Source organism: Vibrio sp. V12_P9A6T4 (assembly GCF_963874835.1).
Taxonomy (GTDB): domain Bacteria; phylum Pseudomonadota; class Gammaproteobacteria; order Enterobacterales; family Vibrionaceae; genus Vibrio; species Vibrio anguillarum.
In genome coordinates this window covers 1-21321 of the sequence record NZ_CAWNJO010000074.1, presented here as the reverse complement: position 1 = coordinate 21321, position 21321 = coordinate 1, and the positions used below count along the sequence as shown (strand labels likewise).

The 21321-nt window shown below is 42.4% G+C and carries 23 protein-coding genes; 6 read left to right on the top strand and 17 right to left on the bottom strand.

The genetic code is table 11. The features are described from left to right. Window positions 1-181, bottom strand: a 181-nt coding sequence (gene tnpA, locus AACQ42_RS12555) for an IS200/IS605 family transposase (RefSeq protein WP_141195638.1), incomplete at its 3' end; no start/stop codon positions are given. A gap of 475 nt (window positions 182-656) precedes the next feature. Here tnpA and AACQ42_RS12550 point away from each other — a divergent pair. Together AACQ42_RS12550 and cobB are read left to right on the top strand one after the other, a co-directional pair. Beyond that, a complete protein-coding gene (locus AACQ42_RS12550; protein WP_019281009.1) occupies window positions 657-1877 on the top strand; it encodes an ammonium transporter in 1221 nt (406 codons plus the stop codon). Between the two features lie 169 nt (window positions 1878-2046). Next, entirely contained in the window at window positions 2047-2784 is a 738-nt protein-coding gene (gene cobB, locus AACQ42_RS12545; RefSeq protein ID WP_094164791.1) for a Sir2 family NAD+-dependent deacetylase, read from the top strand. A 31-nt stretch (window positions 2785-2815) separates the two neighbouring features. Here the strand turns inward: cobB and AACQ42_RS12540 are convergent, their stop codons facing one another. The 5 genes from AACQ42_RS12540 to potA all read right to left on the bottom strand — a co-directional run bounded on the left by AACQ42_RS12540 (window position 2816) and on the right by potA (window position 7867). Next, window positions 2816-3853 carry an extracellular solute-binding protein gene (locus AACQ42_RS12540; protein ID WP_013856881.1) on the bottom strand — a complete coding sequence of 346 codons (1038 nt, stop codon included), beginning with the start codon at window positions 3851-3853 and terminating at the stop codon, window positions 2816-2818. 125 nt (window positions 3854-3978) lie between these two features. Then, the gene (locus tag AACQ42_RS12535; RefSeq protein ID WP_029388221.1) at window positions 3979-5013 is read right to left on the bottom strand and encodes an extracellular solute-binding protein; all 1035 of its coding nucleotides are present in this window, start codon (window positions 5011-5013) and stop codon (window positions 3979-3981) included. Between the two features lie 106 nt (window positions 5014-5119). After that, window positions 5120-5890 (bottom strand): spermidine/putrescine ABC transporter permease PotC, encoded by a 771-nt coding sequence (potC, locus tag AACQ42_RS12530; RefSeq protein WP_013856883.1) that lies wholly within the window; start codon window positions 5888-5890, stop codon window positions 5120-5122. Beyond that, entirely contained in the window at window positions 5890-6747 is an 858-nt protein-coding gene (gene potB, locus AACQ42_RS12525) for a spermidine/putrescine ABC transporter permease PotB (RefSeq protein ID WP_026027331.1), read from the bottom strand. The genes potC and potB overlap by 1 nt, the downstream gene beginning before the upstream one ends. After that, window positions 6731-7867: a spermidine/putrescine ABC transporter ATP-binding protein PotA gene (gene potA / locus AACQ42_RS12520; protein WP_010320264.1), complete on the bottom strand. Its 1137-nt coding sequence runs from the start codon at window positions 7865-7867 to the stop codon at window positions 6731-6733. The genes potB and potA overlap by 17 nt, the downstream gene beginning before the upstream one ends. A gap of 319 nt (window positions 7868-8186) precedes the next feature. Here potA and AACQ42_RS12515 point away from each other — a divergent pair, with 319 nt between their 5' ends. Genes AACQ42_RS12515 through AACQ42_RS12505 form a run of 3 tightly spaced genes read left to right on the top strand, consistent with a single transcriptional unit; the run spans window position 8187 to window position 10442 of the window. Further along, window positions 8187-8978 carry a membrane protein gene (locus tag AACQ42_RS12515; RefSeq protein ID WP_026028002.1) on the top strand — a complete coding sequence of 264 codons (792 nt, stop codon included), beginning with the start codon at window positions 8187-8189 and terminating at the stop codon, window positions 8976-8978. Continuing rightward, window positions 8971-9777 (top strand): glucosaminidase domain-containing protein, encoded by an 807-nt coding sequence (locus tag AACQ42_RS12510; protein WP_094164790.1) that lies wholly within the window; start codon window positions 8971-8973, stop codon window positions 9775-9777. The genes AACQ42_RS12515 and AACQ42_RS12510 overlap by 8 nt, the downstream gene beginning before the upstream one ends. A gap of 2 nt (window positions 9778-9779) precedes the next feature. Continuing rightward, entirely contained in the window at window positions 9780-10442 is a 663-nt protein-coding gene (locus AACQ42_RS12505) for a DUF2987 domain-containing protein (protein ID WP_017047641.1), read from the top strand. 66 nt (window positions 10443-10508) lie between these two features. Here the strand turns inward: AACQ42_RS12505 and ttcA are convergent, their stop codons facing one another. From ttcA to ccoN, 11 genes are all read right to left on the bottom strand, one after another. Then, window positions 10509-11441, bottom strand: a complete 933-nt coding sequence (ttcA, locus tag AACQ42_RS12500; protein ID WP_094164789.1) for a tRNA 2-thiocytidine(32) synthetase TtcA — start codon at window positions 11439-11441, stop codon at window positions 10509-10511. 142 nt (window positions 11442-11583) lie between these two features. After that, the gene (uspE, locus tag AACQ42_RS12495; RefSeq protein ID WP_013856890.1) at window positions 11584-12531 is read right to left on the bottom strand and encodes a universal stress protein UspE; all 948 of its coding nucleotides are present in this window, start codon (window positions 12529-12531) and stop codon (window positions 11584-11586) included. 127 nt (window positions 12532-12658) lie between these two features. Then, a complete protein-coding gene (locus AACQ42_RS12490) occupies window positions 12659-13411 on the bottom strand; it encodes an FNR family transcription factor (protein ID WP_010320258.1) in 753 nt (250 codons plus the stop codon). An 88-nt stretch (window positions 13412-13499) separates the two neighbouring features. Then, the gene (locus tag AACQ42_RS12485) at window positions 13500-14180 is read right to left on the bottom strand and encodes a sulfite exporter TauE/SafE family protein (protein WP_094164788.1); all 681 of its coding nucleotides are present in this window, start codon (window positions 14178-14180) and stop codon (window positions 13500-13502) included. Further along, the gene (ccoS, locus tag AACQ42_RS12480) at window positions 14177-14347 is read right to left on the bottom strand and encodes a cbb3-type cytochrome oxidase assembly protein CcoS (RefSeq protein WP_013856892.1); all 171 of its coding nucleotides are present in this window, start codon (window positions 14345-14347) and stop codon (window positions 14177-14179) included. The genes AACQ42_RS12485 and ccoS overlap by 4 nt, the downstream gene beginning before the upstream one ends. After that, entirely contained in the window at window positions 14348-16720 is a 2373-nt protein-coding gene (locus AACQ42_RS12475) for a heavy metal translocating P-type ATPase (RefSeq protein WP_088732414.1), read from the bottom strand. It lies immediately after the preceding gene. 3 nt (window positions 16721-16723) lie between these two features. Continuing rightward, window positions 16724-17203 carry a FixH family protein gene (locus AACQ42_RS12470; protein ID WP_017042885.1) on the bottom strand — a complete coding sequence of 160 codons (480 nt, stop codon included), beginning with the start codon at window positions 17201-17203 and terminating at the stop codon, window positions 16724-16726. 86 nt (window positions 17204-17289) lie between these two features. Next, on the bottom strand, window positions 17290-18267 hold the full coding sequence (gene ccoP / locus AACQ42_RS12465; RefSeq protein WP_013856895.1) for a cytochrome-c oxidase, cbb3-type subunit III: 978 nt from the start codon (window positions 18265-18267) through the stop codon (window positions 17290-17292). After that, window positions 18264-18440, bottom strand: a complete 177-nt coding sequence (locus AACQ42_RS12460) for a CcoQ/FixQ family Cbb3-type cytochrome c oxidase assembly chaperone (protein WP_010320252.1) — start codon at window positions 18438-18440, stop codon at window positions 18264-18266. The genes ccoP and AACQ42_RS12460 overlap by 4 nt, the downstream gene beginning before the upstream one ends. A gap of 9 nt (window positions 18441-18449) precedes the next feature. Next, window positions 18450-19064 (bottom strand): cytochrome-c oxidase, cbb3-type subunit II, encoded by a 615-nt coding sequence (gene ccoO / locus AACQ42_RS12455; protein WP_013856896.1) that lies wholly within the window; start codon window positions 19062-19064, stop codon window positions 18450-18452. 12 nt (window positions 19065-19076) lie between these two features. Then, window positions 19077-20504, bottom strand: a complete 1428-nt coding sequence (gene ccoN, locus AACQ42_RS12450; RefSeq protein WP_026027333.1) for a cytochrome-c oxidase, cbb3-type subunit I — start codon at window positions 20502-20504, stop codon at window positions 19077-19079. A gap of 258 nt (window positions 20505-20762) precedes the next feature. On the opposite strand from ccoN, the gene AACQ42_RS12445 reads away from it, so the two are divergent. Continuing rightward, window positions 20763-21104 (top strand): hypothetical protein, encoded by a 342-nt coding sequence (locus AACQ42_RS12445; protein ID WP_019282271.1) that lies wholly within the window; start codon window positions 20763-20765, stop codon window positions 21102-21104. Window positions 21105-21321 lie beyond the last annotated feature (217 nt).

Here is a 21321-nt window from a genome sequence, read left to right as displayed (position 1 = left end):
GATCCGGCTGAACATTTAATTCCAAGACTTCACAATCTTTCATATTGCACAAAATATAGATTGAGCGATAAAGCTCTTTACCTACATTCCCTTTCAAGATCTTAAATCTGTATTTCGGTGTCCAAACTATGTGGTATTTGCAACGCCAATATACATGTGATGAACTTCTATAATCGCCCATGTTTTTAGTTTCCTCTTACTTGTGGTGAATAAGAGGTTTACTTCTAGCATGGGCACTCCTTCGGGCAATAGCCCCAAGGTTGAATCACCACCGCCCAAGGCGGTGGTTTAGGGATGACAACAAAAATGCCGTTCACTCTTAAGTGAACGGCATTATTCCTGCGGGAGGCCTTTTTAATGCCTGCAATCTGGAACGAGCCAAAAAATAGAGTGCATTAAAATGGAGCGCACGTTCCAATTTGGTGCGCTTCTTATGAATGCGTTTATTCTTCTATCATGCAACAACTCCCTTGATATTTATATAATTCACTCTATTTCAATAAGTTATTTGATATTGAAAAGTTATTGATTCATTTGTTTATTTTGGAATGTATTTTGCTTTAAGGCTGTTCAATACCAATAACTCACTATATTGGTGAGAAAATAATCAAGTAGCACAGGATTGGTGCACAACATTTCAATGGAGAATCACTAAGATGACTCAAACCGTAAGTCAGGTTCAAGGTGCCGTACAAGCCCTGACTCAAAGTTCTGATACGCTATTTTTGCTGCTCGGAGCAATCATGGTGTTTTTAATGCACGCCGGATTTGCCTTTCTTGAGGTGGGGACTGTGCGTAAAAAGAACCAAGTGAACGCGCTGGTAAAAATTCTCGCCGATTTCGGTATTTCTACAATCGCCTATTTTTTTATCGGTTACTGGATAGCCTACGGCGCTCATTTCTTTGCTGATGCACAAACCCTTGCCCAAGGGAACGGCTATCATCTAGTTAAGTTCTTTTTTCTATTGACGTTTGCCGCCGCTATTCCTGCTATCGTTTCTGGAGGCATTGCCGAGCGCGCTCGGTTTTACCCGATTCTCATTGCTACTTTTTTCACCGTCGGGTTTGTTTATCCGCTGTTTGAGGGAATGATTTGGAATGGCAATTATGGCGTGCAAAGCTGGTTTGAAGCTCAATTCGGTGCTGCTTTTCACGATTTCGCTGGCTCTGTTGTCGTGCATGCAGTCGGCGGATGGATTGCACTCATCGCTGTCATGTTTCTAGGAATGCGTAAGGGAAGAGTACGTGCAGGAAAGCACACCAACTTTGCTCCATCCAACATTCCGTTCCTAGCACTGGGCGCGTGGATCCTTTGTGTGGGCTGGTTTGGTTTTAACGTCATGTCAGCGCAAACATTAAATGGAATTAGTGGATTAGTCGCGATGAACTCTTTAATGGCCATGACTGGTGGTATTTTAGCAGCGTTAATTGTCGGAAAAAATGACCCTGGCTTTATCCACAATGGTCCTCTAGCGGGATTAGTCGCGGTGTGTGCAGGATCGGACTTGATGCACCCACTGGGTGCCTTAGTGACGGGAGTGGTAGCGGGTGCTTTATTTGTTTGGTTGTTCACTCAACTACAAAACCGAACGAGAATAGACGATGTATTAGGTGTATGGCCATTACATGGTGTTTGTGGTGCATGGGGTGGGATTGCCGCTGGTATTTTTGGCCAATCATCACTCGGCGGCCTAGGTGGTGTCAGCCTCGCCGTTCAACTACTAGGAACCTTATTGGGTATTTCAGTGGCAGTATTGGGTGCCGCAATCGTTTATGGCTCTCTCAATGTATTGACTGGATTGCGTTTATCTGAAGAAGACGAATTTAACGGCGCGGATTTGGCTATTCATAAAATCTCCGCCATTAACGAAGATTGATTACATATAGACCGAAGCCGCGGGGTACTTCGGTCTATTTCATAGCTCGGTTTATGTCACAGAAAATAAGCAATCAATGGCTATTTTATACTATGGTCTAACCCTCAAAACTACTGTTGTTATTGCATCGGTGCTAAGCTAGCAAAAAAGCGTGCAATAAGGACATAGTATGAATTTCCCCTACAAGAATATCGTGATCCTCACGGGGGCAGGCATTTCAGCGGAATCAGGCATTAAAACATTTCGTGCCCAAGACGGATTATGGGAAAACCATAAAATAGAGGATGTCGCGACCCCTGAAGGTTTCGCACGTGATCCCGATCTCGTACAGGATTTCTATAATCAGCGTCGTCGAAAACTCCAATCTGAACCAATACAACCTAATGCCGCCCACATCGCGCTTGGTAAATTAGAGCAAGAGCTAGAGGGAAACGTAACGATTATTACGCAGAATATTGATAACCTTCATGAGCGGGGTGGTAGCAAACAGGTGATTCATATGCACGGTGAGCTGCTTAAAGCACGCTGCAGCGTTTCTAACCAAGTAATAGAGCATAAAGACGACATTCTGAGCGGAGAGCTTTGTCATTGCTGTCAAATTCCAGTTCAAATGCGACCTCATATTGTTTGGTTTGGCGAAATGCCACTACGCATGGGCGATATTTATTCAGCACTCGAGACGGCTGATCTTTTTATCTCTATCGGTACATCGGGCGTTGTTTATCCTGCTGCAGGCTTTGTTCATGATGCCAGAATGCATGGCGCGCACACCATTGAGATCAACTTAGAACCGAGTGCCGTTGAAAGTGAGTTTGAGGAAAAACGCTACGGTAAAGCCAGTATTGAAGTTCCGCGGTTAGTGGAAGAGATATTAGGGTTAGAAATGCCAAAAAAGAAACACGCCTAGAGTAGGCGTGTTATCTAAACATTGAATATGATCAATTATTTACTTTGAGCTTCTGGAAGTATTCGTCGTACAACACATTCGCTTCTCCCACCTCATCTTGCCAAAACCCGCTGTCCATAACAGATTGTGGAGGGAAGATATTAGGATCATTGGCGAAAGATTTGGGTAACAGTGAATAGGCTGTTTTAACGGGAGTTGGGTAACCAATTTCTAATGCGATTTTTGCTGCATTCTCAGGGCGCAATAAGAAATCAATCATCTTATGAGCCGCATCAACGTTTTTGGCTCCGGCCGGAATGGATATGCTATCCATCCAGAAAATCGCGCCTTTTTCTGGCCAAATAATGTCAATTGAAGCGCCTTCTTGGCGGGCCATATACGCCGAGCCATTCCATAACATACCTAAAGAAACTTCACCCGCTAAAAAAGGGTTTGCGGGAAAGTCGGAGTTGAACACTAACACGTTTGGAATCAGTTTTTTAAGCTCTTCATAGGCCGCTTTAATTTCGTCAGGATCCGTCGTATTAGGTGAGTAACCAAGCTTACTCAGTGCAATATGGAACACCTCACGAGCATCGTCCATCATCATCAACTGACCTTCCCACTTGGCATCCCATAAGTCGCCCCAGTTTTTGATCAGTGATTTATCAAGCATATCGGTATTAATACCAATCCCCGTTGCGCCCCAGATATAAGGGATAGAAAATTTGTTGTTTGGGTCGAACGATTTATTGAGATAGTTAGAATCAAGATCAGCAAAATGAGAAAGCTTAGCGTGGTCAATCTCCTGCAACATGCCTTCTTTACGCATTTTAGAAACAAAGTAGGTGGATGGCACGACAAGATCGTAGCCGGAACCTTGAGTCTTTAACTTGGCATACATGCTTTCATTAGACTCATAGGTTGAGTAAATGACTTTAATTCCTGTCTCTTTGGTGAAATCTTCGAGAACGTCGTGGGGGATATATTCAGACCAGTTGTAAAAATAAAGCTCTTGATCTGCAGCCATTGCAGGCGTAGTGAATAGAGTTGCTGCGCAAATAGCGCCAGCATACAGTGTGCTTTTCATTACGTTTCCATTTTAGTCGGTGCCAAAGCTTAACTAGGCAAGGGTGCGTGATACGAAAGTGCAAAGTATACCAGTTTTAACGAAAATAGGCAGCTAGTGCTGCCTATTTCATACTTTTTGCGGAATTATTGACCCGCTTTTAACTTCATAAAGTAATCTTCATACTGCACAGTTTTTTCACCAACGGCAGATTGCCATTCAACACGATCTAAATCATCTTGAGATGGGAAAAGGGCAGGGCTGTCTTTAAATTTCTCATTAGACGCTTTCACGCCAGTTAAATAACCCGTGTCGCGAGAAATTTGTTCTGCAATTTCTGGACGTAGCAAGAAGTCGATCATCTTATGTGCGGCTTCTACGTTTTTGGCACCAGAACTGATAGCAAAGTTGTCAACCCAACCGATACCGCCTTCTTTAGGGAAAACAAGCTTAATTGGCAAGCCTTCTTTTTGCGCCGCTGCTGCAGAGCCATTCCACAGCATACCTAAGCCAACTTCACCAGAGAGGTAAGGAGCGGCAGGGTTATCTGAGTTAAATACCAATACATTGGGCATTAGTTTTTGCAGCTCAGCGTAGGCCTCATCAATTTGCTTTTCATCCGTAGTGTTACCTGAGTAACCTAACTTACGAAGGGCAATGTGGAATACCTCACGAGTATCATCCATCAACATTAGCTGGCCTTTCAACTCTGGGTTCCATAGGTCACCCCAGCTTTGGAAATCATTGGGATCGTACATATCGGTATTAACCGCAAGCCCAGTGATAGCAACCACGTGTGGAATTGAATAATCATTATTTGGATCGTAAGGTTTATTCAAATAGTTGTTATCAAGGTTTTTAAAGTTGCTTAATTTAGACTTATCAATCTTTTGTAACATACCTTCATCGCGCATTTTAGAAACGAAGTAGGTGGATGGAACAACAAGATCATAACCTTGGTTGTGAGTTTTTAGCTTTGCATACAGGGTTTCATTCGATTCATAAGTTGAATAAATGACCTTAATGCCGGTCTCTTTCGTAAACTGCTCTAGAAGACCACTGTTAATGTACGGCCCCCAGTTCATGAATACTAGTTCCTTGTTTTCATCCGCTGTTACTGCTCCAGAGAACAAAGAAAGCGCACATGCACTACCAGCTAATAGAGTAGCCCATTTTTTCATTGACGTTAGCTCCAAACCAAACGTTGCCTATTTTTAGGCGTTAGATAGAAAAACAGAATGACGATTTGTCATTCTGTTTCGCGTAATGTATTACAAGATGTCGATTCTACTTCACTTTTTCCCTTGCTAACAACTGTGATGTAATTACTAGAGCCAATGAGACAACTAACATCACGGTCGCCAGAGCGTTAACTTCTGGGGAAATGCCAACTTTAACCATAGAATAAATCTTCAATGGTAAAATTTCGTAAGTAGGGCCGGTTACAAACGAGCTAATGATCACATCATCTAATGACAGTGTGAAACTCAGCAACCAACCAGCCGCAACCGCCGGTTTCGCTAATGGCAAAATAATTTTGGTCAAAATCACCCATTCGCCAGCACCTAGATCTTTGGCAGCTTCAAGCATCTTTACATCAAATCCGTTGAGGCGACTGTAAACAGTCACAACAACGAAAGGTAAGCAGAATGTAATGTGTGCAATCAACAAAGTAAGAAAACCTAGCTGAGCACCTAACACTAAGAATAGCGCAAGTAGCGAAATTGCCATGACAATATCTGGGGACATCATCACAACAAACAACATACCATTAACTGCACGTTTACCTTTAAATTGATAACGAAAAAGAGCTACAGCAGTTAAACTGCCAATCAGCGTCGCTGCTGTTGCTGAAAAAACCGCTACATTCAGCGAGTGCCATGCGGCCTGAACTAAGCTGTCGTTTGCAACTAGCGCGTGGTACCACTTAGTAGTGAAACCGCCCCATTTAATACCAAATTTGTTGTCATTAAATGAATTTACAATCAGCACTATGATCGGTAGGTATAGAAATACATACACTAAACTCATAAAGCTAAATCTAACTGTTTTGCCCATTAGTCTAGCTCCACTTTCTTATTCAATAACTTACCAGCACGATAGTATGCATAAAGCATTACAGCCATCGCCAGAGTCAAGGCAATGCTGGTCGCGGCGCCAAATGGCCAATCACGAGCATTCAATACTTGGCTCTTAATCACGTTACCAATCAGCAGGTTTTTCGCGCCACCGAGTAAGTCAGCAATATAGAACATACCTAATGCTGGCAGTAACACCAATAAGCAGCCCCCGATGATACCCGGCATGGTCAATGGCAATACTACCTTCAGCAAAGTTTGAAGCTTATTTGCCCCTAGATCTCGCGCGGCTTCAATGTAGGTATCGTCCAATTTTTCAATAGCAGAATAGAGCGGAAGAATCATAAAAGGCAGCAAGATGTAAACCAAGCCAATCATTACCGCTGTCTCGGTGTACATAATACGCAGTGGTTTGTCTATGATGTCTAAAGCCATTAAAGCTTGGTTTAGAATGCCTTGCGTACCCAGCACTATTTTTAATCCGTAGGTACGGATAAGAGAGTTCGTCCAAAAAGGAACAATCACCAAAAACAGCATAATTGGACGCCATTTTTGTGGCATTTTTGCGACAATGTAGGCAAATGGATAACCAATAACCAAGCAGAGAAGGGTAGCCACAATTGCCATATAGAAAGAGTGCATGAGCACTTTGGCGTAAAGTGGATCCAATAAGCGTGTATAGTTATCAAGCGTGAAGGTCATTTCAATTAAGTTGGCTTCATCGCGAGTCAAAAAGCTAGTACCAATGATCATAACGTTAGGGATTAGCACAAACAGCACTAACCACCCAACAATCAATGTGATAATAGCATTTTGAAGATTAAGCTTCTTGCTCATCATCGAGTACTACCTCCCAGCTTTCAACCCAAGTGATAGCGACTTTCTGGCCGAGAGAATGGTCCACATCAGGATCATCTTCGTTAAAGAATTCGCTAACCGTCACGCGCATGCCTGATTCTTCCAGTTCGACTACAGATTCTAGAGTCATGCCTTTGTAGGTACGTTCTGTCACGTGTCCAACAATGCCTTTTTCTTCTGACTCTTTAATCTCTTCGATGCGAAGATCTTCAGGACGCAGCAAAACTTGTAGTTTGTGTCCGGGTTGTACATTTTGATCGTGGTAAACCACCGCTTCAACACCTTCGATATGTGCACGAATACGCTTATCATCAATTCGTTCAATCGTTTCAGCATTAAATACGTTGATCTCACCGATGAAGCGAGCAACAAATAGGTTTTTAGGGTCTTCGTAAATTTCACGTGGAGAGCCATCTTGCTCAATTTTCCCTTCACGCATAACAATAATGCGATCCGACATTGATAAGGCTTCTTCTTGATCGTGCGTAACGAAGATAAAGGTGATCCCAAGCTGACGTTGAAGCTGCTTAAGCTCCATTTGCATCTGCTTACGAAGTTTATAGTCAAGCGCGGATAAAGATTCGTCTAGTAACAGAACTTTAGGTTTATTAACAACGGCACGCGCGATCGCGATACGTTGTTGTTGACCACCAGAAAGTTGACTTGGTTTACGCTGGGCCATCGCGTCGAGACGTACCATCCGCAGTGCTTCCATCACACGGGGTTCAATGTCCGCCGTTGGCACTTTTTGCATACGCAAACCAAACGCGACATTTTCAAATACTGTCATATGTGGGAAAAGTGCATAGCTTTGAAAGACGGTGTTAACGTGTCTCTGTTCAGCAGGAACTTTTGTAACATCTTGATTATCAAGAGTAATTGAACCTTGATCTGCGGTTTCAAAACCTGCAATCATTCTTAGTACTGTTGTTTTACCACAGCCAGAAGGACCAAGTATCGTTAAGAATTCGCCATGATTAACATCAAGGTTTAGGTTGCCAATGATTTCCTTACCATCGAAACTTTTACTGATACCAGAAAGACGAACTACTGGTTTTCCTACTGATTTTTTTACGTTCAACGTCTGTTTTTCTCCCACCTTGGTCTATAGGGATGCCTATCTTACGACCTGTCGCTATACACAATTGAGGCGCGCATCATAATCACCAAAAGAGTGAATTCAAAGCGTTTTCTTATATTGATACAGAAAAAGTTTTGTAGGTAGCAGTAAAGATTGATTACCATACAGAACTAACTAACTGTTCAATGCTTTCAAGTGGTTAATTATCAACCAAACACATAATAATGCAAGATCAGTTTAGGCTTCTGATTTTGGACTAGAGTGTATTGCAGTATAATGACAATAACTTTGTGACCCAAATACAGGCAACTTGCTTTTCCGTTGCCTAGGACATTTTATGAATAATGATATTGAAAAAGATTTCAATTTAGGCGGTAGTGTAGAGCATGCGCTCAAGGGAGATTACGAGCTAAAAGTTAACGCCGTGCTCAAAGAGGCATGGGATTGTACGATCAAGCAATTTATCTCCTTTTCTCCTTCCATCGTGATTCTTTTATTTGTGCAGCTTGCGATCTTCTATATTGCTTTAAAATTGCAACTGGGTGATCCATCACTAATCTTGGATGCGTTAGAAACACCAGAAGCTTTCACAGGCAATATTGTACAAGCTATTTTTGTGGCTAATTTTAGCTATGAGGTCGTTAGTGCACCTATTTATGCTGGCGTGAGCTTAATGGCGATGAGTCATGTCGCTGGGTTAAGAACACAGCCAAGACATATAGGTAAGGGATTACAGTTCACCATCCCAGTGATTTTAGCAACGCTATTCAGCTTATTACTGCAAGGTGTAGCAGGAATGATTTTCCCATTGCTATCAATGTATTTGAGTATTGCGTTTAGCCAATCCATCTTATTGATCTGCGAAAAACGGGTTCCACCTATGCAATCACTGCTATTATCCTTACGCGCAGTAAATAAAAAAATCGTTCCTATTGCCGTGATTTATTCCGTGATCATGCTGATGTTCGTTGCCGCCGCGCTCTTTTATGGGATAGGTTTCATTTTTGTATTACCTTTCTTCTTCCATGCTAAAGGGATTATTTATCGCAATATGTTTGGCATCAAACTAAAGATCATAGCGACTAATCAATCCGACAATAATCCAAATTCTCAGGTGTTCAATGCGTAAAATAATCTTACTTACCGCCATCTCGCTCGTGGTTGTGAGCTGCAGCGTTTATTACGTCAAGCAAACCTCTACTGAGACGACTTACAAAAGCGACATTCCATCTTTGCAAGGTGCTAGAGCTGTTGGAAAAGCGCCTGACTTCTCAGCCATCGATGATGTGAATGAGAAAAAGCATGCTTTTTTTTCTTTCTTAAAACCAGGGATAGCTTGGGAAAATTTACGTATTTTGCGAGAGCGTGAAATATTAGAGAGGATTGCACAACATCATCTAAGCAATCAGATAGCCAAAAGTGACTATAGTGAGGCGCAAAAACTCTCTAAGCGATATGAAGTACCGATTCCTGCGGAAGGCATCACTAGCGCCTGGTTAGAAAACATGCTGCATCGAATTGACGTTTTACCCGAAGCGTTAGTCTTGACCCAGGCAGCGAATGAATCAGCTTGGGGAACCTCTCGCTTTGCAACTGAAGGAAACAACTATTTCGGTCAATGGTGTTACAGTGTAGGGTGTGGGTTGGTACCTTTGCAACGAGTGGAAGGTATGACTCACGAAGTGGCGAGTTTTGGTTCTGTTCAAGAGTCAATCCACGGTTACTTCATGAATGTTAACCGCAACTCCGCTTATCATGATTTACGAGAGATTCGTTTTCGATTAAGAAAAAATAATGCCGATTTATTGAGTGCTGACAGTGCCATGGAGATGACCAATGGCTTATTGAAATACTCAGAGCGCGGAGAAGCTTATGTGCAAGATCTTCAATCTATGATGCGTCACAATCAGCCTTTCTGGACAGAATAATAATGAAAAAAAGAACGCTTACCTTATTACTGACAACGTTATGCTTTGCTAACGCATTTCCCGTTAACGCTCAAGAGTATATGTTTACATACTCCAAGTTGTTTTCAGCAATGAAAAATAACGTGAAAGAAGAGTACCCCAATGTCAAAGTCGCTTATTATTTCCTTAATGCAAATACCAAGCAGCTCTGCCCAATAGAGAAGGCTTGGATGGAAAAAGAAAAGCACTATGAAGCGTTGAAAGTCAGTAGCAACCACGAACTACTACTTCCTTTAGACGATCATTTACGGCAAGCGAATCCGTTAGTGTTTGTCGATACTCCTCAAGATATGCGTTGTGACTTTTCGACTGTTGTTATGGCAAAAGAGCAGTTCAAAGAAGAAATATCTTACCAGCAGGTCGCCATCTTATTACCTCAGATGCAAAAATTACTGGAAGAGCTCGGCGGGATGTTTGCGAGTTGGTTCACACCCGATGTTTCTGGTGTCACACTCGAATTTGCCAATAATTTGAATTCGGTCATTCAGTTGAGTAACGGCGAAACCATTAACATAGAAAATGGCAAAGCCCAAGTGGATCTCAGTCAACTGGGTGAAGGTGGATCGATGCAGTTACCACAAGAAACGGTTCGCGTGTTACCTTATCTTCCCAAAGCGAAACATTAGATATGTTGGGCTAATATCAATAGGGCTGCATTCGCAGCCCTTATTCTTTTTATCTTTGTAGGAACATCAAAGATTGGTGACATCCAACTTCAAACTAGGATCAAACTCCATCACGCTATCCTCATCTTCGAGCGCTAGGATTGGCATCTCTTCTTTATCAAAACCAATGTCGCCGCCATTAATAACGCCTGAATCACGGTTAATCGACTTAAAGTCAAACAACTTGAAATCAGCCAAATGGCTAGGCACTACATTTTGCATTGCACTAAACATGGTCTCGATGCGCCCAGGGAACTGTTTATCCCAGCCATTTAGCATTTGCTTAATGTTTTGACGTTGCATGTTTGGCTGAGAGCCACATAGATTACATGGAATAATCGGATACTCTCGCATGTTCGCATATTTGATAATGTCTTTTTCACGACAGTAGGCTAGAGGGCGAATTACCACATGTTCACCGTTATCAGACACAAGTTTAGGTGGCATTCCTTTGATCTTTCCACCATAAAACATGTTCAAAAATAGCGTTTCTAGAATGTCGTCACGGTGATGGCCTAACGCAATTTTCGTCGCACCGAGTTCTTTGGCTGTACGGTACAAAATGCCGCGGCGTAAGCGTGAACAAAGTGAGCAGGTGGTTTTCCCTTCAGGGATCTTATCTTGAACAATAGAATACGTGTCTTCTTCAATAATTTTATATTCAACGCCTAGCTGCTCTAAGTACTGCGGCAGAATGTGTTCAGGAAATCCGGGCTGTTTTTGATCAAGATTCACGGCAATAAGCTCAAAGCTAACAGGGGCACTTTTCTGAAGGCTCATTAGAATATCCAGCATAGTAAAGCTATCTTTACCGCCAGAAAGACATACCATAATACGGTCGCCATCTTCAATCATATTAAAGTCAGCAATGGCTTGACCCGTATTGCGACGGATACGCTTCTGAAGTTTATTGAAATTATATTGTTGAGCTTTGGTGCGCTCTTGAATTTGCTCAGTCATCAGTGTCTGGTCTTTAATCTTTAAAACAAAATAGAGTGCGTATGATACGGATAAATAGCGCAGATGCCAGATCTAACAAGTAAGGAAGATAAAAAATCCCCCTCGTCTATGACAAGGGGGATCGATGATAGATCGGGCCATTTTAAATAGAGGTTTTAGGATCTAAAGGGCTCACGTAGCCATGCGGCTTTAATGCTAAAACATCACAGTTAATTTTATCAATGACTTGTTCTGCCGTGTTGCCAATAAATACTGCCGATAACCCTGTACGCCCCGTCGTACCAAGAATAACCATCGCCGCATTGAGCTTTTCAGCAGCTTGAGGAATGACGTCTTCAGGCAAGCCTTGCTCTACAAGTGTTTGCGATTCATCTATACCATGCTTTTGTCGCAATGCTTTCATTGCCATCAAGTGGTGACCACGAACAGCATCAGTGTAGGTCATTGGATCAAACTCGGGCAACTCAATGGTAATATTCGCAGGCGTAATAGGGTATGAATTCACCAGATAAGGCGTCGCACCTAAACGAGTGGTGAGGCTTTTTAGTTGTTCAACCATGCAATCATTTAAATCAATATGAGCCGGATTTTCTGACCCCACATGTACCGAAGCGATTATATTCGCATTCTGTGGCCAATCTGAATTTTTAACCAATAGCACTGGAGTTGGGCATTTACGCAATAAGTGCCAATCTGTCGGTGTAAAAATAACGGATTCCAGGACATCATGCTTACGCGTCCCTTTGATCAGAATGTCATGTTCTCCGTAAAATATCTCAGCAATAATCGCTTCATAAGGGCGGTTATGCCACACCACTTTCACTTCAAATTGGATCGAACTATCAATATACGGTTCAGCTACTTTCCTCATCCATTGCTCGCGCTGATGGATAACACCACGTCGCATAGCATCACGTTCATCAACAGAGAGCATCGACGTCATGTCATAAGAGAAATCATAAATAGATAGAAAAAATGTAATGTGGCTAGAAGACGTGCTTTGCTGCGCTAACTGTATGGCTCTGGCAAGGGCGGGTTGTTCATCGTGGTTGATGTCAGCAACTACCAGAATCTTGCTATAAATACTCATATCGACTCCTTAATTATGGAGGAGGGCGTTAGAGTTACTTTAGCTCATAACCAGCGAGAATTTTAGAAAAAAAGAGAGTTTTTAACAGAAGTATGACGTAGCTCATTTAAGAGCTACCTCATTGAAGTTACTTAGTTTCTTTAGATACGCCTGCCAGTTCCATCAGTTGGTCATGGTCAAGGATTGTGATGTATTTGCCTTTAACGCTAAGGATTTCAGACTTCTGAAAACGGCCGAGTAGACGACTGATCGTTTCAACAGTGAGACCAAGGTAATTACCGATATCACCACGAGTCATTGTCAGACGAAACTCTCTAGGGCTAAAGCCGCGCTGAGAGAAACGAGTCGACAAGTTATAAAGAAAAGCCGCCAATCTTTCTTCTGCATTCTTTTTAGATAGCAGAAGAATCATCTCTTGGTCGCCCTTAATTTCATTACTCATCAAGCGCATAATTTGCTGACGTAACTTAGGCATTTTACCCGAAAGATCATCAAGAATTTCGTAGGGTATTTCGCATACCATTGATGTTTCTAGAGCCTGAGCAAAGCTAGGATGAGAATCATCAGTGATCGCGTCAAAACCAACTAAATCACCCGCTAAATGAAACGCAGTGATTTGTTCATCACCTTGCTCAGTAATGGTATAACTTTTAATTGTACCTGAGCGAATAGCGTAGAGAGACTTAAGGTCGTCACCAGCTTTAAATAGCTCTTGGCCCTTTTGGATAGGTTTTTTACGCTCAATAATTTGATCAAGTTGATCAAGTTCAGATTCATTGAGAGTAAAAGGAATACAAAGCTGGCTAATGCTGCAATCTTGACAGTGAATTGCACAACCACCAGATTGAATGCGCTTTGCCGCTGGCTTATCAGAAATCATAACAACCTTTCACTTTTTGATGTACATCAATATTTTAGCACCCATTACCCCTAAAGGATAGCGAAAAAAGATGCCATAAATCAGACAGCTACCACGTAGATGATAAAATACTCACTGCTCCATAACCCGTGTATAGACCATAGAGTATGATAAAAATCGCAGCAAAATGACGAAATATGAATGATTGTTGAATGTTCTTCAAACGGGTCGCTCCGTAACCAACAAGAAGCATCGCAGGTAAGGTTCCCAAACCAAAAGAGGCCATAACCAGTGCCCCAGACAGCGCACTACCGGACACCACAGACCAAGTCAGTACCGAGTAAACTAGCCCACAAGGTAACCATCCCCAGATAAACCCAAAAGGGAGAGCGAACCACGTTTTCCTAAGCGGGAGCAATGATTGCCCAAAAGGCGAAATAAAACTCCAGATTTTTTGCCCAACCTTCTCCAGCTTCAACAGACCAAACCACCAACGCCCAACATATAATCCAAGTACAATCATTAGGCCTGCCGCAATGAGCCTCAACCAAATCAACGCATGATTAAGTGTAGAGAATGCGGATAGCGAGGCGGCGAGGCCTCCTAATAAACCGCCAAACAGCATATAGCTGGCAATACGCCCAAGGTTGTAAAAAACAAGCAGTATTGGGAGTCGATCACTGCGTTTTTCACCTAAAGTCAAAAGAGAAGCAATTCCGCCACACATTCCCATACAGTGGCCAGCTCCAAGTAAACCGATAAAGAAAGCACCAATCCAATCTGCGATCATTTTTTCTCTTCTTTTGATGAGGTAAGTTCATCTTCATCAAACAAAATATTGTGTCCTTGGCGTTCTAAATCTTCAAACTGTTCGCTTTTTACTGCCCATAAAAAGATGATGACGGCGATCGTAACCAAAACGATCGCTATGGGGATCAATATATAAAGACTTTCCATCTACTTATCCCTCTTTTTGAGTAGTCGAAGAGAATTAGATACCACAATAATCGAACTCGCCGACATGCCCACAACGGCAATGTAAGGAGCAACCAGCCCCGCAACGGCGAGTGGCAAAACAATAATATTGTATCCAAGTGACCACGCTAAATTTTCCCGAATGATTTTGCGAGCTTTTAACGCTAAGCTTCTGGCTTCCAATAATCTGTCGAGTTTATCACCAAGTAAAACCATATCAGCGGATGCTTTTGCGACATCGGTTCCACCACCCATAGCGACTGATAAGTGTGCACCAGCAAGCGTTGGCGCATCATTAATGCCATCGCCAATCATCATGGTGATATCATCATCTGGTAACGACTTTAAGTAACTCAGTTTATCTTCTGGTTTGGCATTCGATACGACAATATCGATGTCCATTTCGGCGGCCACACTTTGTGCATTAAGTTGAGAGTCACCCGTTAATAGCGTGATCTTAATTCCTTCCTGATGGAAACGATCGATAAATTGTTTCGCTTCACTACGGATAGGATCGCGGTACGTGAAGGTCGCAATGTGTTGCCCGTTGAGCGACAGATAAATACGATTTGCTCGATCGTCACTGATGTCGTTCAAAACAAATTCGGCGCTGCCGATACGAACATCGCCGCCTAAATATTTACCTTGAATACCAGACCCAATCATATTCTGCACATGCTCAACACGAAACTCGTCATTACGATATTGCGCAAACGCTCTGGCAATGGGGTGATTGGCATGATGCTCCAAAGCAGCGGCTAGCGCCAAACAATGGTTTTCGTCTATATCACCATGCAACTCAACGTCACTAATTTCGATATCACCACGGGTCAACGTTCCCGTTTTATCAATAATCAAATGGTTAACTTTGCAAAGTGTTTCAAAGACATGGTTTTTTCTCAATAAAATACCAAAGTCACCCATTCGTGATGTAGCGCAAGTGATGGCTGTGGGGGTGGCAAGAGAAAGCGCGCACGGGCAGGTTGCCACTAAGACCGCTAACATGATCCAAAATGCATCTTCAGGTTTTGTCTGGTGCCAATAAAACCAAGTGGCTGCTGCAATAATCAAAATTACAGCCACAAAATATCTCGCGACAATATCAGCAATTTCTGCAATCTTAGGCTTAGACATTTGAGCTTCATCTTGCAGTCTAACAATATTGGAAATAACGGAATCCGCTTTAGATGCAGTGACTTCCAACTCGAAAGATTCATCGCCATTTAATGTACCAGCAAAAACAGCATCACCGACTGTTTTGACAACGGGTACTGATTCACCGGTCAACATTGATTCATTAATATGAATACGCCCATTCAACACTCGACCATCAGCAGGGACGTGTTCTCCAGGCAACACGCGAATTCGATCACCAAGAGCTAGAGTTTTTACAGGCACTTGACGGCCATCCAACGTAGTTGCAACCGCAGGGATCAATTTCAGTAAATTGCCGCTAGCCGCCGCGGCTTTTCTACGCGCCCGCATCTCTAAAAATCGTCCAACCAATAAGAAAAAGGTAAACATTGAAATGGATTCAAAAAAGACTTCGCCTTGTTCAGTCACTGTCGCTATCAGACTCGCAACGTACGCAAAAATAAGAGCAATAGAAACAGGGACATCCATACCTAATGTTCTGCCTCTAATGCTTCGCCAAGCATTGAGGTAAAAGGGAAGGGCAGAGTATAAAAGTACGGGGGTTGCAAAGATCAAGCTAACCCAACGAAAATAATTGCGAAACTCAGAATCAAGATCACCGAAGACCTCAAGATAGAGCGCCACAGCAAGCATCATCACTTGCATGGTGGCTAGGCCTGCAATACCCAAGCGATAAAGATATTGCTTCATTGATTGATGGTAGGCTGCCTCATGTGCGTCTGCTTCAAAAGGGGCAGCCTTATAACCTAATTTATGAATAGTGGAGAGTAATTCACTGAGTCGTGTTTGTGTCTTATCCCAACTGAGTAAAGCACGGTTGGTAGTGGTATTGACCCTTATCGAAATTACCCCATTTTTATGAGAGAGTTGTTTTTCAATTAACCAAGCACAAGCCGCACAGGAAACACCTTCTAACGATAACGTCACTTCGGACGTTTTGTTGTCGTTACGAACGAACTCTGCTTGTACATCATCATTATCATAATGAATGAGTGCTTTGAGCTGCTCTGGCACAAGCTCCACTTTATCTGCAGTGGTCGTTCGGTATTGGTAATAAGATACTAGGCCACTCTCTACAATGGTTTTAGCCACGGTTTCACAACCGGGACAACACATATCTCTGCTTTCACCTAGAATATCAACTTTATAATCCGTGTTGGCTGGTACATCTTCACCACAGTGGTAACACGCTTTGCACATAGTTTAATTCATTAATTGAGTAGAAGTTGGCATTGGAAACGTTACTCGACCTTGGATTAACCACTCCTCATTGTGAGGAGTGAGTTCGATGAACCAAGGGCCTTGTAACGGGGCAGGCAGGGTAATGCGATATATACCTTGTGCATCCGATGCGACAAGTTGTGTGAAATCACGGTCTGGCAGTGTCCGATGAGCAAACATCATTTTAATCGCGGGGTAGTGTTCAAGCTCACCTTTATTAAATTTGAAGATAATATCATTACCCTCAGAGTAGACTTCAGAGCTGAGCTTTAATGCTTTCGCTTCGTTAATTTTTGATAGGTCAATATTAATGCCTTTGCCTTTTTTGTAGTAATCCTCTGTCACCAATGACACTGAATTCTGAGAAAAGACGATAACCGTTGCAATCGTCCAGATCACCACAGTTAACGGTAAGATGATCAGAAACCACGGCCAGAATTGTTTATACCAAGGAGTTACCATAAAAAAGTTCTCAACAACAAAATAAAGAAGGCTTATTAAAAAGAGAAGAAAGACAGCCCTAATAAAGAGCTGCCTTTGTTGTGCAATTAGTTCTCTGTATTGCTTAAACTCCACACGTAAGCAGCAACCAGTTGAACTTTATCTTCACCGAGAATGTCATTCCAAGCAGGCATAACACCTGATCGGCCATGCATGACCGTTTGAGTAACATCGGCTCTTGAGTCACCAAATAACCAATCGTTATCAGTAAGATCAGGTGCTCCAAACGCAGGGTTACCTTTACCATCCGTACCATGACAAGCGGCGCAAACGACGAAGCGAGCTTTACCTGCTTCCGCTTCTCGAACGTTCACAGAACGCCCAGAAAGGCTTAGGGTATAACTCACCACTTCCTTCACACCTTGCTCACCGAGGACATCTTTCCAAGCTGGCATTTGTCCAATACGACCATGTCGGATAGTGGTCACAATCGCTTCTGGTTCACCACCATATAACCAAGCATTATCGGTTAGATTCGGAAAGCCTTTTTGACCACGAGCGTCAGAACCATGACACTGAGAGCAGTTTTGTAAGAATAAACGCTGACCAACCTTCAATGCATCAGAATCTGCTGCAATTTCAGGAATAGGGCGTAAATCCGAACCGCCGCCAGTATAAGCTAAGCGTTTAAATGCTTCACCAAAGTAGGTGTTTGCGTCATCTAACTCTTTTGCATACTGTACTAACACTTTATTGTTTTGCGCATTTGCAATCGAGGCTTTGGACTCATCAAGAGAGCGAATGGTTTGATCTGAACTTTGCCAACCAAGTACACCTTTAAAACTACCTAACCCAGGATAGAGGGTCAGATAGATAGCGGCAAAAATAAACGTACTAATAAAAAGATAGGTCCACCATTTAGGCAGAGGGTTGTTGAGCTCACGAATACCATCGTATTCATGGCCCATATCCGAGCCTTCTTCCACTCCCATTTTGTCTTTTAAACACCAAACGAGCAGAATCGCACAGCCCAGCAAAGTTCCCACCGTAATGATGATGACCCATAGACTCCAAAATGTCGTCATTGTTTAGTCACTCCTTGTTCCTTAGAGGATTTGGGCTGTTCATCGGCAAAAATGAGGTTAGCCGCTTCATCGAAACGAGCTTTACGGTTTTTGCCATAGGCCCACCACACTACGCCTATAAAACAGACGAACAGCACTATGGTCCAAATACTGTGAATAGTACCGATATCCATAACTACCCCTTACTTCATTGCGTGACCAAGAGATTGAAGATAAGAAATGATTGCATCCATTTCTGATTTCCCTTCGACATCTTTTGCTGCATTCGCGATTTGTTCATCGGTATACGGCACACCAAACTGATTACGGAATAATTCAAGTTTGCTTTGCGTAAGCTTGCCGTCCAACACATTTTTTGCTAGCCAAGGAAAACCGGGCATGTTTGATTCAGGAACCAGTTCGCGAGGATTAGTCAAGTGAACTCGATGCCATTCATCAGAATAACGACCACCAACACGAGCCAAATCAGGCCCAGTCCGCTTCGAACCCCACACAAATGGATGCTCCCAAACACTTTCACCAGCCACCGAATAATGACCATAACGCTCCGTTTCGGAACGGAATGGGCGAATCATTTGGCTATGGCAAACGTTACAACCTTCGCGAATATAGATATCACGGCCTTCAAGTTGCAGCGCAGTGTAGGGCTTAAGATTTTCAACAGGCTCAGTAGTTTGCTTTTGGAAAATCAATGGCGTGATTTCAACCAAGGCTCCCCAACTGATGGCAAAAATAATGAAAATAGCCAGTAAACCGACATTACGTTCGATGATTTCATGGCGATTATTAGAACTCATTCTTTCATCTCCTTATGCCGGTTGAGGAATAGCTTTTAAGCTATTATCTGGTGCAAAAACCGTTTTATACGTGTTGTAAGCCATCAGGAACATACCTGCTAAGAAGATAAATCCACCAATGAATCGAACGGTATAGAATGGGTAAGAGGCTTGGACAGACTCAACAAAACTGTACGTTAACGTACCGTCAGAGTTAACAGCACGCCACATCAAGCCCTGCATAACACCTGAAATCCACATCGCAACGATGTAGAGCACCGTACCAATAGTCGCTAACCAGAAGTGAGCATTGATCAGACCAACAGAGTACATACGCTCTTGGTTAAATAGGCGAGGAATTAAATGGTATACCGAACCAATCGACACCATTGCCACCCAGCCTAGAGCTCCAGAATGCACGTGACCAATGGTCCAGTCGGTGTAGTGTGACAGTGCGTTAACTGTCTTAATCGACATCATTGGTCCTTCAAACGTAGACATTCCGTAGAATGACAATGAAACGATGAGGAATCGTAAGATTGGGTCATAGCGCAGTTTATGCCAAGCACCAGATAACGTCATGATCCCGTTGATCATCCCGCCCCATGAAGGAGCAAATAACACTAACGACATCACCATGCCAAGTGACTGAGTCCAGTCAGGCAGAGCAGTGTAGTGTAAATGGTGCGGACCTGCCCAAATGTAAAGAGAGATCAAAGCCCAAAAGTGAACAATCGATAAACGGTATGAATAAACAGGGCGTTCAGCTTGTTTTGGTACAAAGTAATACATCATACCAAGGAAGCCGGCAGTAAGCAGGAAACCCACCGCATTATGACCGTACCACCACTGAACCATAGCATCCACCGCCCCAGCGTAAACTGAATACGATTTACCCATAGAAACAGGGATTGCCATGCTATTTACAATATGTAATACAGCAACAGTAAGGATAAAAGCTCCGAAGAACCAGTTTGCCACATAGATATGTGCCGTCTTACGTTTGACGAGTGTTCCAAAAAACACTATCGCATAAGATACCCATACAAGAGCAATGGCGATATCAATTGGCCATTCTAATTCCGCGTATTCTTTACCGGAGGTATAACCCAAAGGTAAAGTTATTGCTGCAGATAAAATAATGGCTTGCCATCCCCAAAAAGTGAAGGGCACAAGAGGACCACCAAATAGACGAGTTTGACAAGTACGCTGAACAACATAATAAGATGTTGCAAAGAGGGCACTTGTACCAAACGCAAAAATAACCGCATTAGTATGCAGAGGACGTAAGCGACTGTACGTCAACCACGGCGTATCAAAGTTTAGCTGTGGCCAAACTAATTGAGCGGCAATCAAAACACCTACAGCCATACCAACAATACCCCAGAGAATAGTCACTAAGGTAAATTGCCGAACAACTGTATAGTTGTAGTTTTGTTCAAGCTGCTTTTCTTGGCTCATTTGCATGCTTCCAATTTCTAATTAACTACACTTTACTTCCAACACGACACATGTCGTAATGCCCCCCAAATCCACAATAGAAATACTGCTTTATCATAACGTTACTATCTATTGCTGACTTTTAAAAAAAGTGGCATTTTCAACCGTCAACTATACTGCAATTAACAATTCAATGACAGAGTAGTAACCTTACAGTTGTTCAGGATTTGGCCTTTTATTTCAAAACTTTGAAGTTTGTTACACGAGGAAGGAAGCATCATGGCTTCAGAAAAGCTTACAAAACACAGGTTTGCTCAAATACTAATCGCATTACTCATTCTTTTGGTCGCTTTTTTCTGGAGGACTTTTTCTTATCAAAACGTCGACATGACGAGCTGCACTCCAACGCCAAATTGTTCTGTATTTGTAAATGAACAGGAAATTATAGTGATTAAAGATGATAAAAACCCAAATCAATACATAATTGGGCCACGAATTCCTGAACTAGAAATACATACAAATGGAACACTTATTCAACATTCCGACCACTGGATAATCCAACCAAATTCACCCAATAAACCTATAACTTTCAAGATAATTGGAAAAAGATCCTCGATATAAACTCTTACAAAAATAAAACATGAACCCAATCTGGTTCTTGGATTGATCAGCATAAATAATAACTAGAATGAAATCTTCGATTATCAGACTAGTTATTAGGTATTTTATGGTAAATGCTGATTATGTTTAATGTCATGAGGATAGATAGAAAAAGAGGAAGGAAATATTCGTACATTAAAATATGATCATTTATAATTTAACATAATATACATAATAC

Coding starts and splice junctions, on each gene's coding strand:
- AACQ42_RS12515 (WP_026028002.1), top strand. CDS start 8,187: ATGAATAATGATATTGAAAAAGATTTCAATTTAGGCGGTAGTGTAGAG.
- AACQ42_RS12475 (WP_088732414.1), bottom strand. CDS start 16,720: ATGTGCAAAGCGTGTTACCACTGTGGTGAAGATGTACCAGCCAACACG.
- potC (WP_013856883.1), bottom strand. CDS start 5,890: ATGGGCAAAACAGTTAGATTTAGCTTTATGAGTTTAGTGTATGTATTT.
- AACQ42_RS12445 (WP_019282271.1), top strand. CDS start 20,763: ATGGCTTCAGAAAAGCTTACAAAACACAGGTTTGCTCAAATACTAATC.
- AACQ42_RS12490 (WP_010320258.1), bottom strand. CDS start 13,411: ATGATTTCTGATAAGCCAGCGGCAAAGCGCATTCAATCTGGTGGTTGT.
- AACQ42_RS12550 (WP_019281009.1), top strand. CDS start 657: ATGACTCAAACCGTAAGTCAGGTTCAAGGTGCCGTACAAGCCCTGACT.
- ccoS (WP_013856892.1), bottom strand. CDS start 14,347: ATGGAAAGTCTTTATATATTGATCCCCATAGCGATCGTTTTGGTTACG.
- AACQ42_RS12460 (WP_010320252.1), bottom strand. CDS start 18,440: ATGGATATCGGTACTATTCACAGTATTTGGACCATAGTGCTGTTCGTC.
- ccoO (WP_013856896.1), bottom strand. CDS start 19,064: ATGAGTTCTAATAATCGCCATGAAATCATCGAACGTAATGTCGGTTTA.
- AACQ42_RS12505 (WP_017047641.1), top strand. CDS start 9,780: ATGAAAAAAAGAACGCTTACCTTATTACTGACAACGTTATGCTTTGCT.
- ccoP (WP_013856895.1), bottom strand. CDS start 18,267: ATGACGACATTTTGGAGTCTATGGGTCATCATCATTACGGTGGGAACT.
- potB (WP_026027331.1), bottom strand. CDS start 6,747: ATGAGCAAGAAGCTTAATCTTCAAAATGCTATTATCACATTGATTGTT.
- cobB (WP_094164791.1), top strand. CDS start 2,047: ATGAATTTCCCCTACAAGAATATCGTGATCCTCACGGGGGCAGGCATT.
- ccoN (WP_026027333.1), bottom strand. CDS start 20,504: ATGAGCCAAGAAAAGCAGCTTGAACAAAACTACAACTATACAGTTGTT.
- AACQ42_RS12540 (WP_013856881.1), bottom strand. CDS start 3,853: ATGAAAAGCACACTGTATGCTGGCGCTATTTGCGCAGCAACTCTATTC.
- AACQ42_RS12535 (WP_029388221.1), bottom strand. CDS start 5,013: ATGAAAAAATGGGCTACTCTATTAGCTGGTAGTGCATGTGCGCTTTCT.
- uspE (WP_013856890.1), bottom strand. CDS start 12,531: ATGAGTATTTATAGCAAGATTCTGGTAGTTGCTGACATCAACCACGAT.
- AACQ42_RS12470 (WP_017042885.1), bottom strand. CDS start 17,203: ATGGTAACTCCTTGGTATAAACAATTCTGGCCGTGGTTTCTGATCATC.
- AACQ42_RS12485 (WP_094164788.1), bottom strand. CDS start 14,180: ATGATCGCAGATTGGATTGGTGCTTTCTTTATCGGTTTACTTGGAGCT.
- ttcA (WP_094164789.1), bottom strand. CDS start 11,441: ATGACTGAGCAAATTCAAGAGCGCACCAAAGCTCAACAATATAATTTC.
- AACQ42_RS12510 (WP_094164790.1), top strand. CDS start 8,971: ATGCGTAAAATAATCTTACTTACCGCCATCTCGCTCGTGGTTGTGAGC.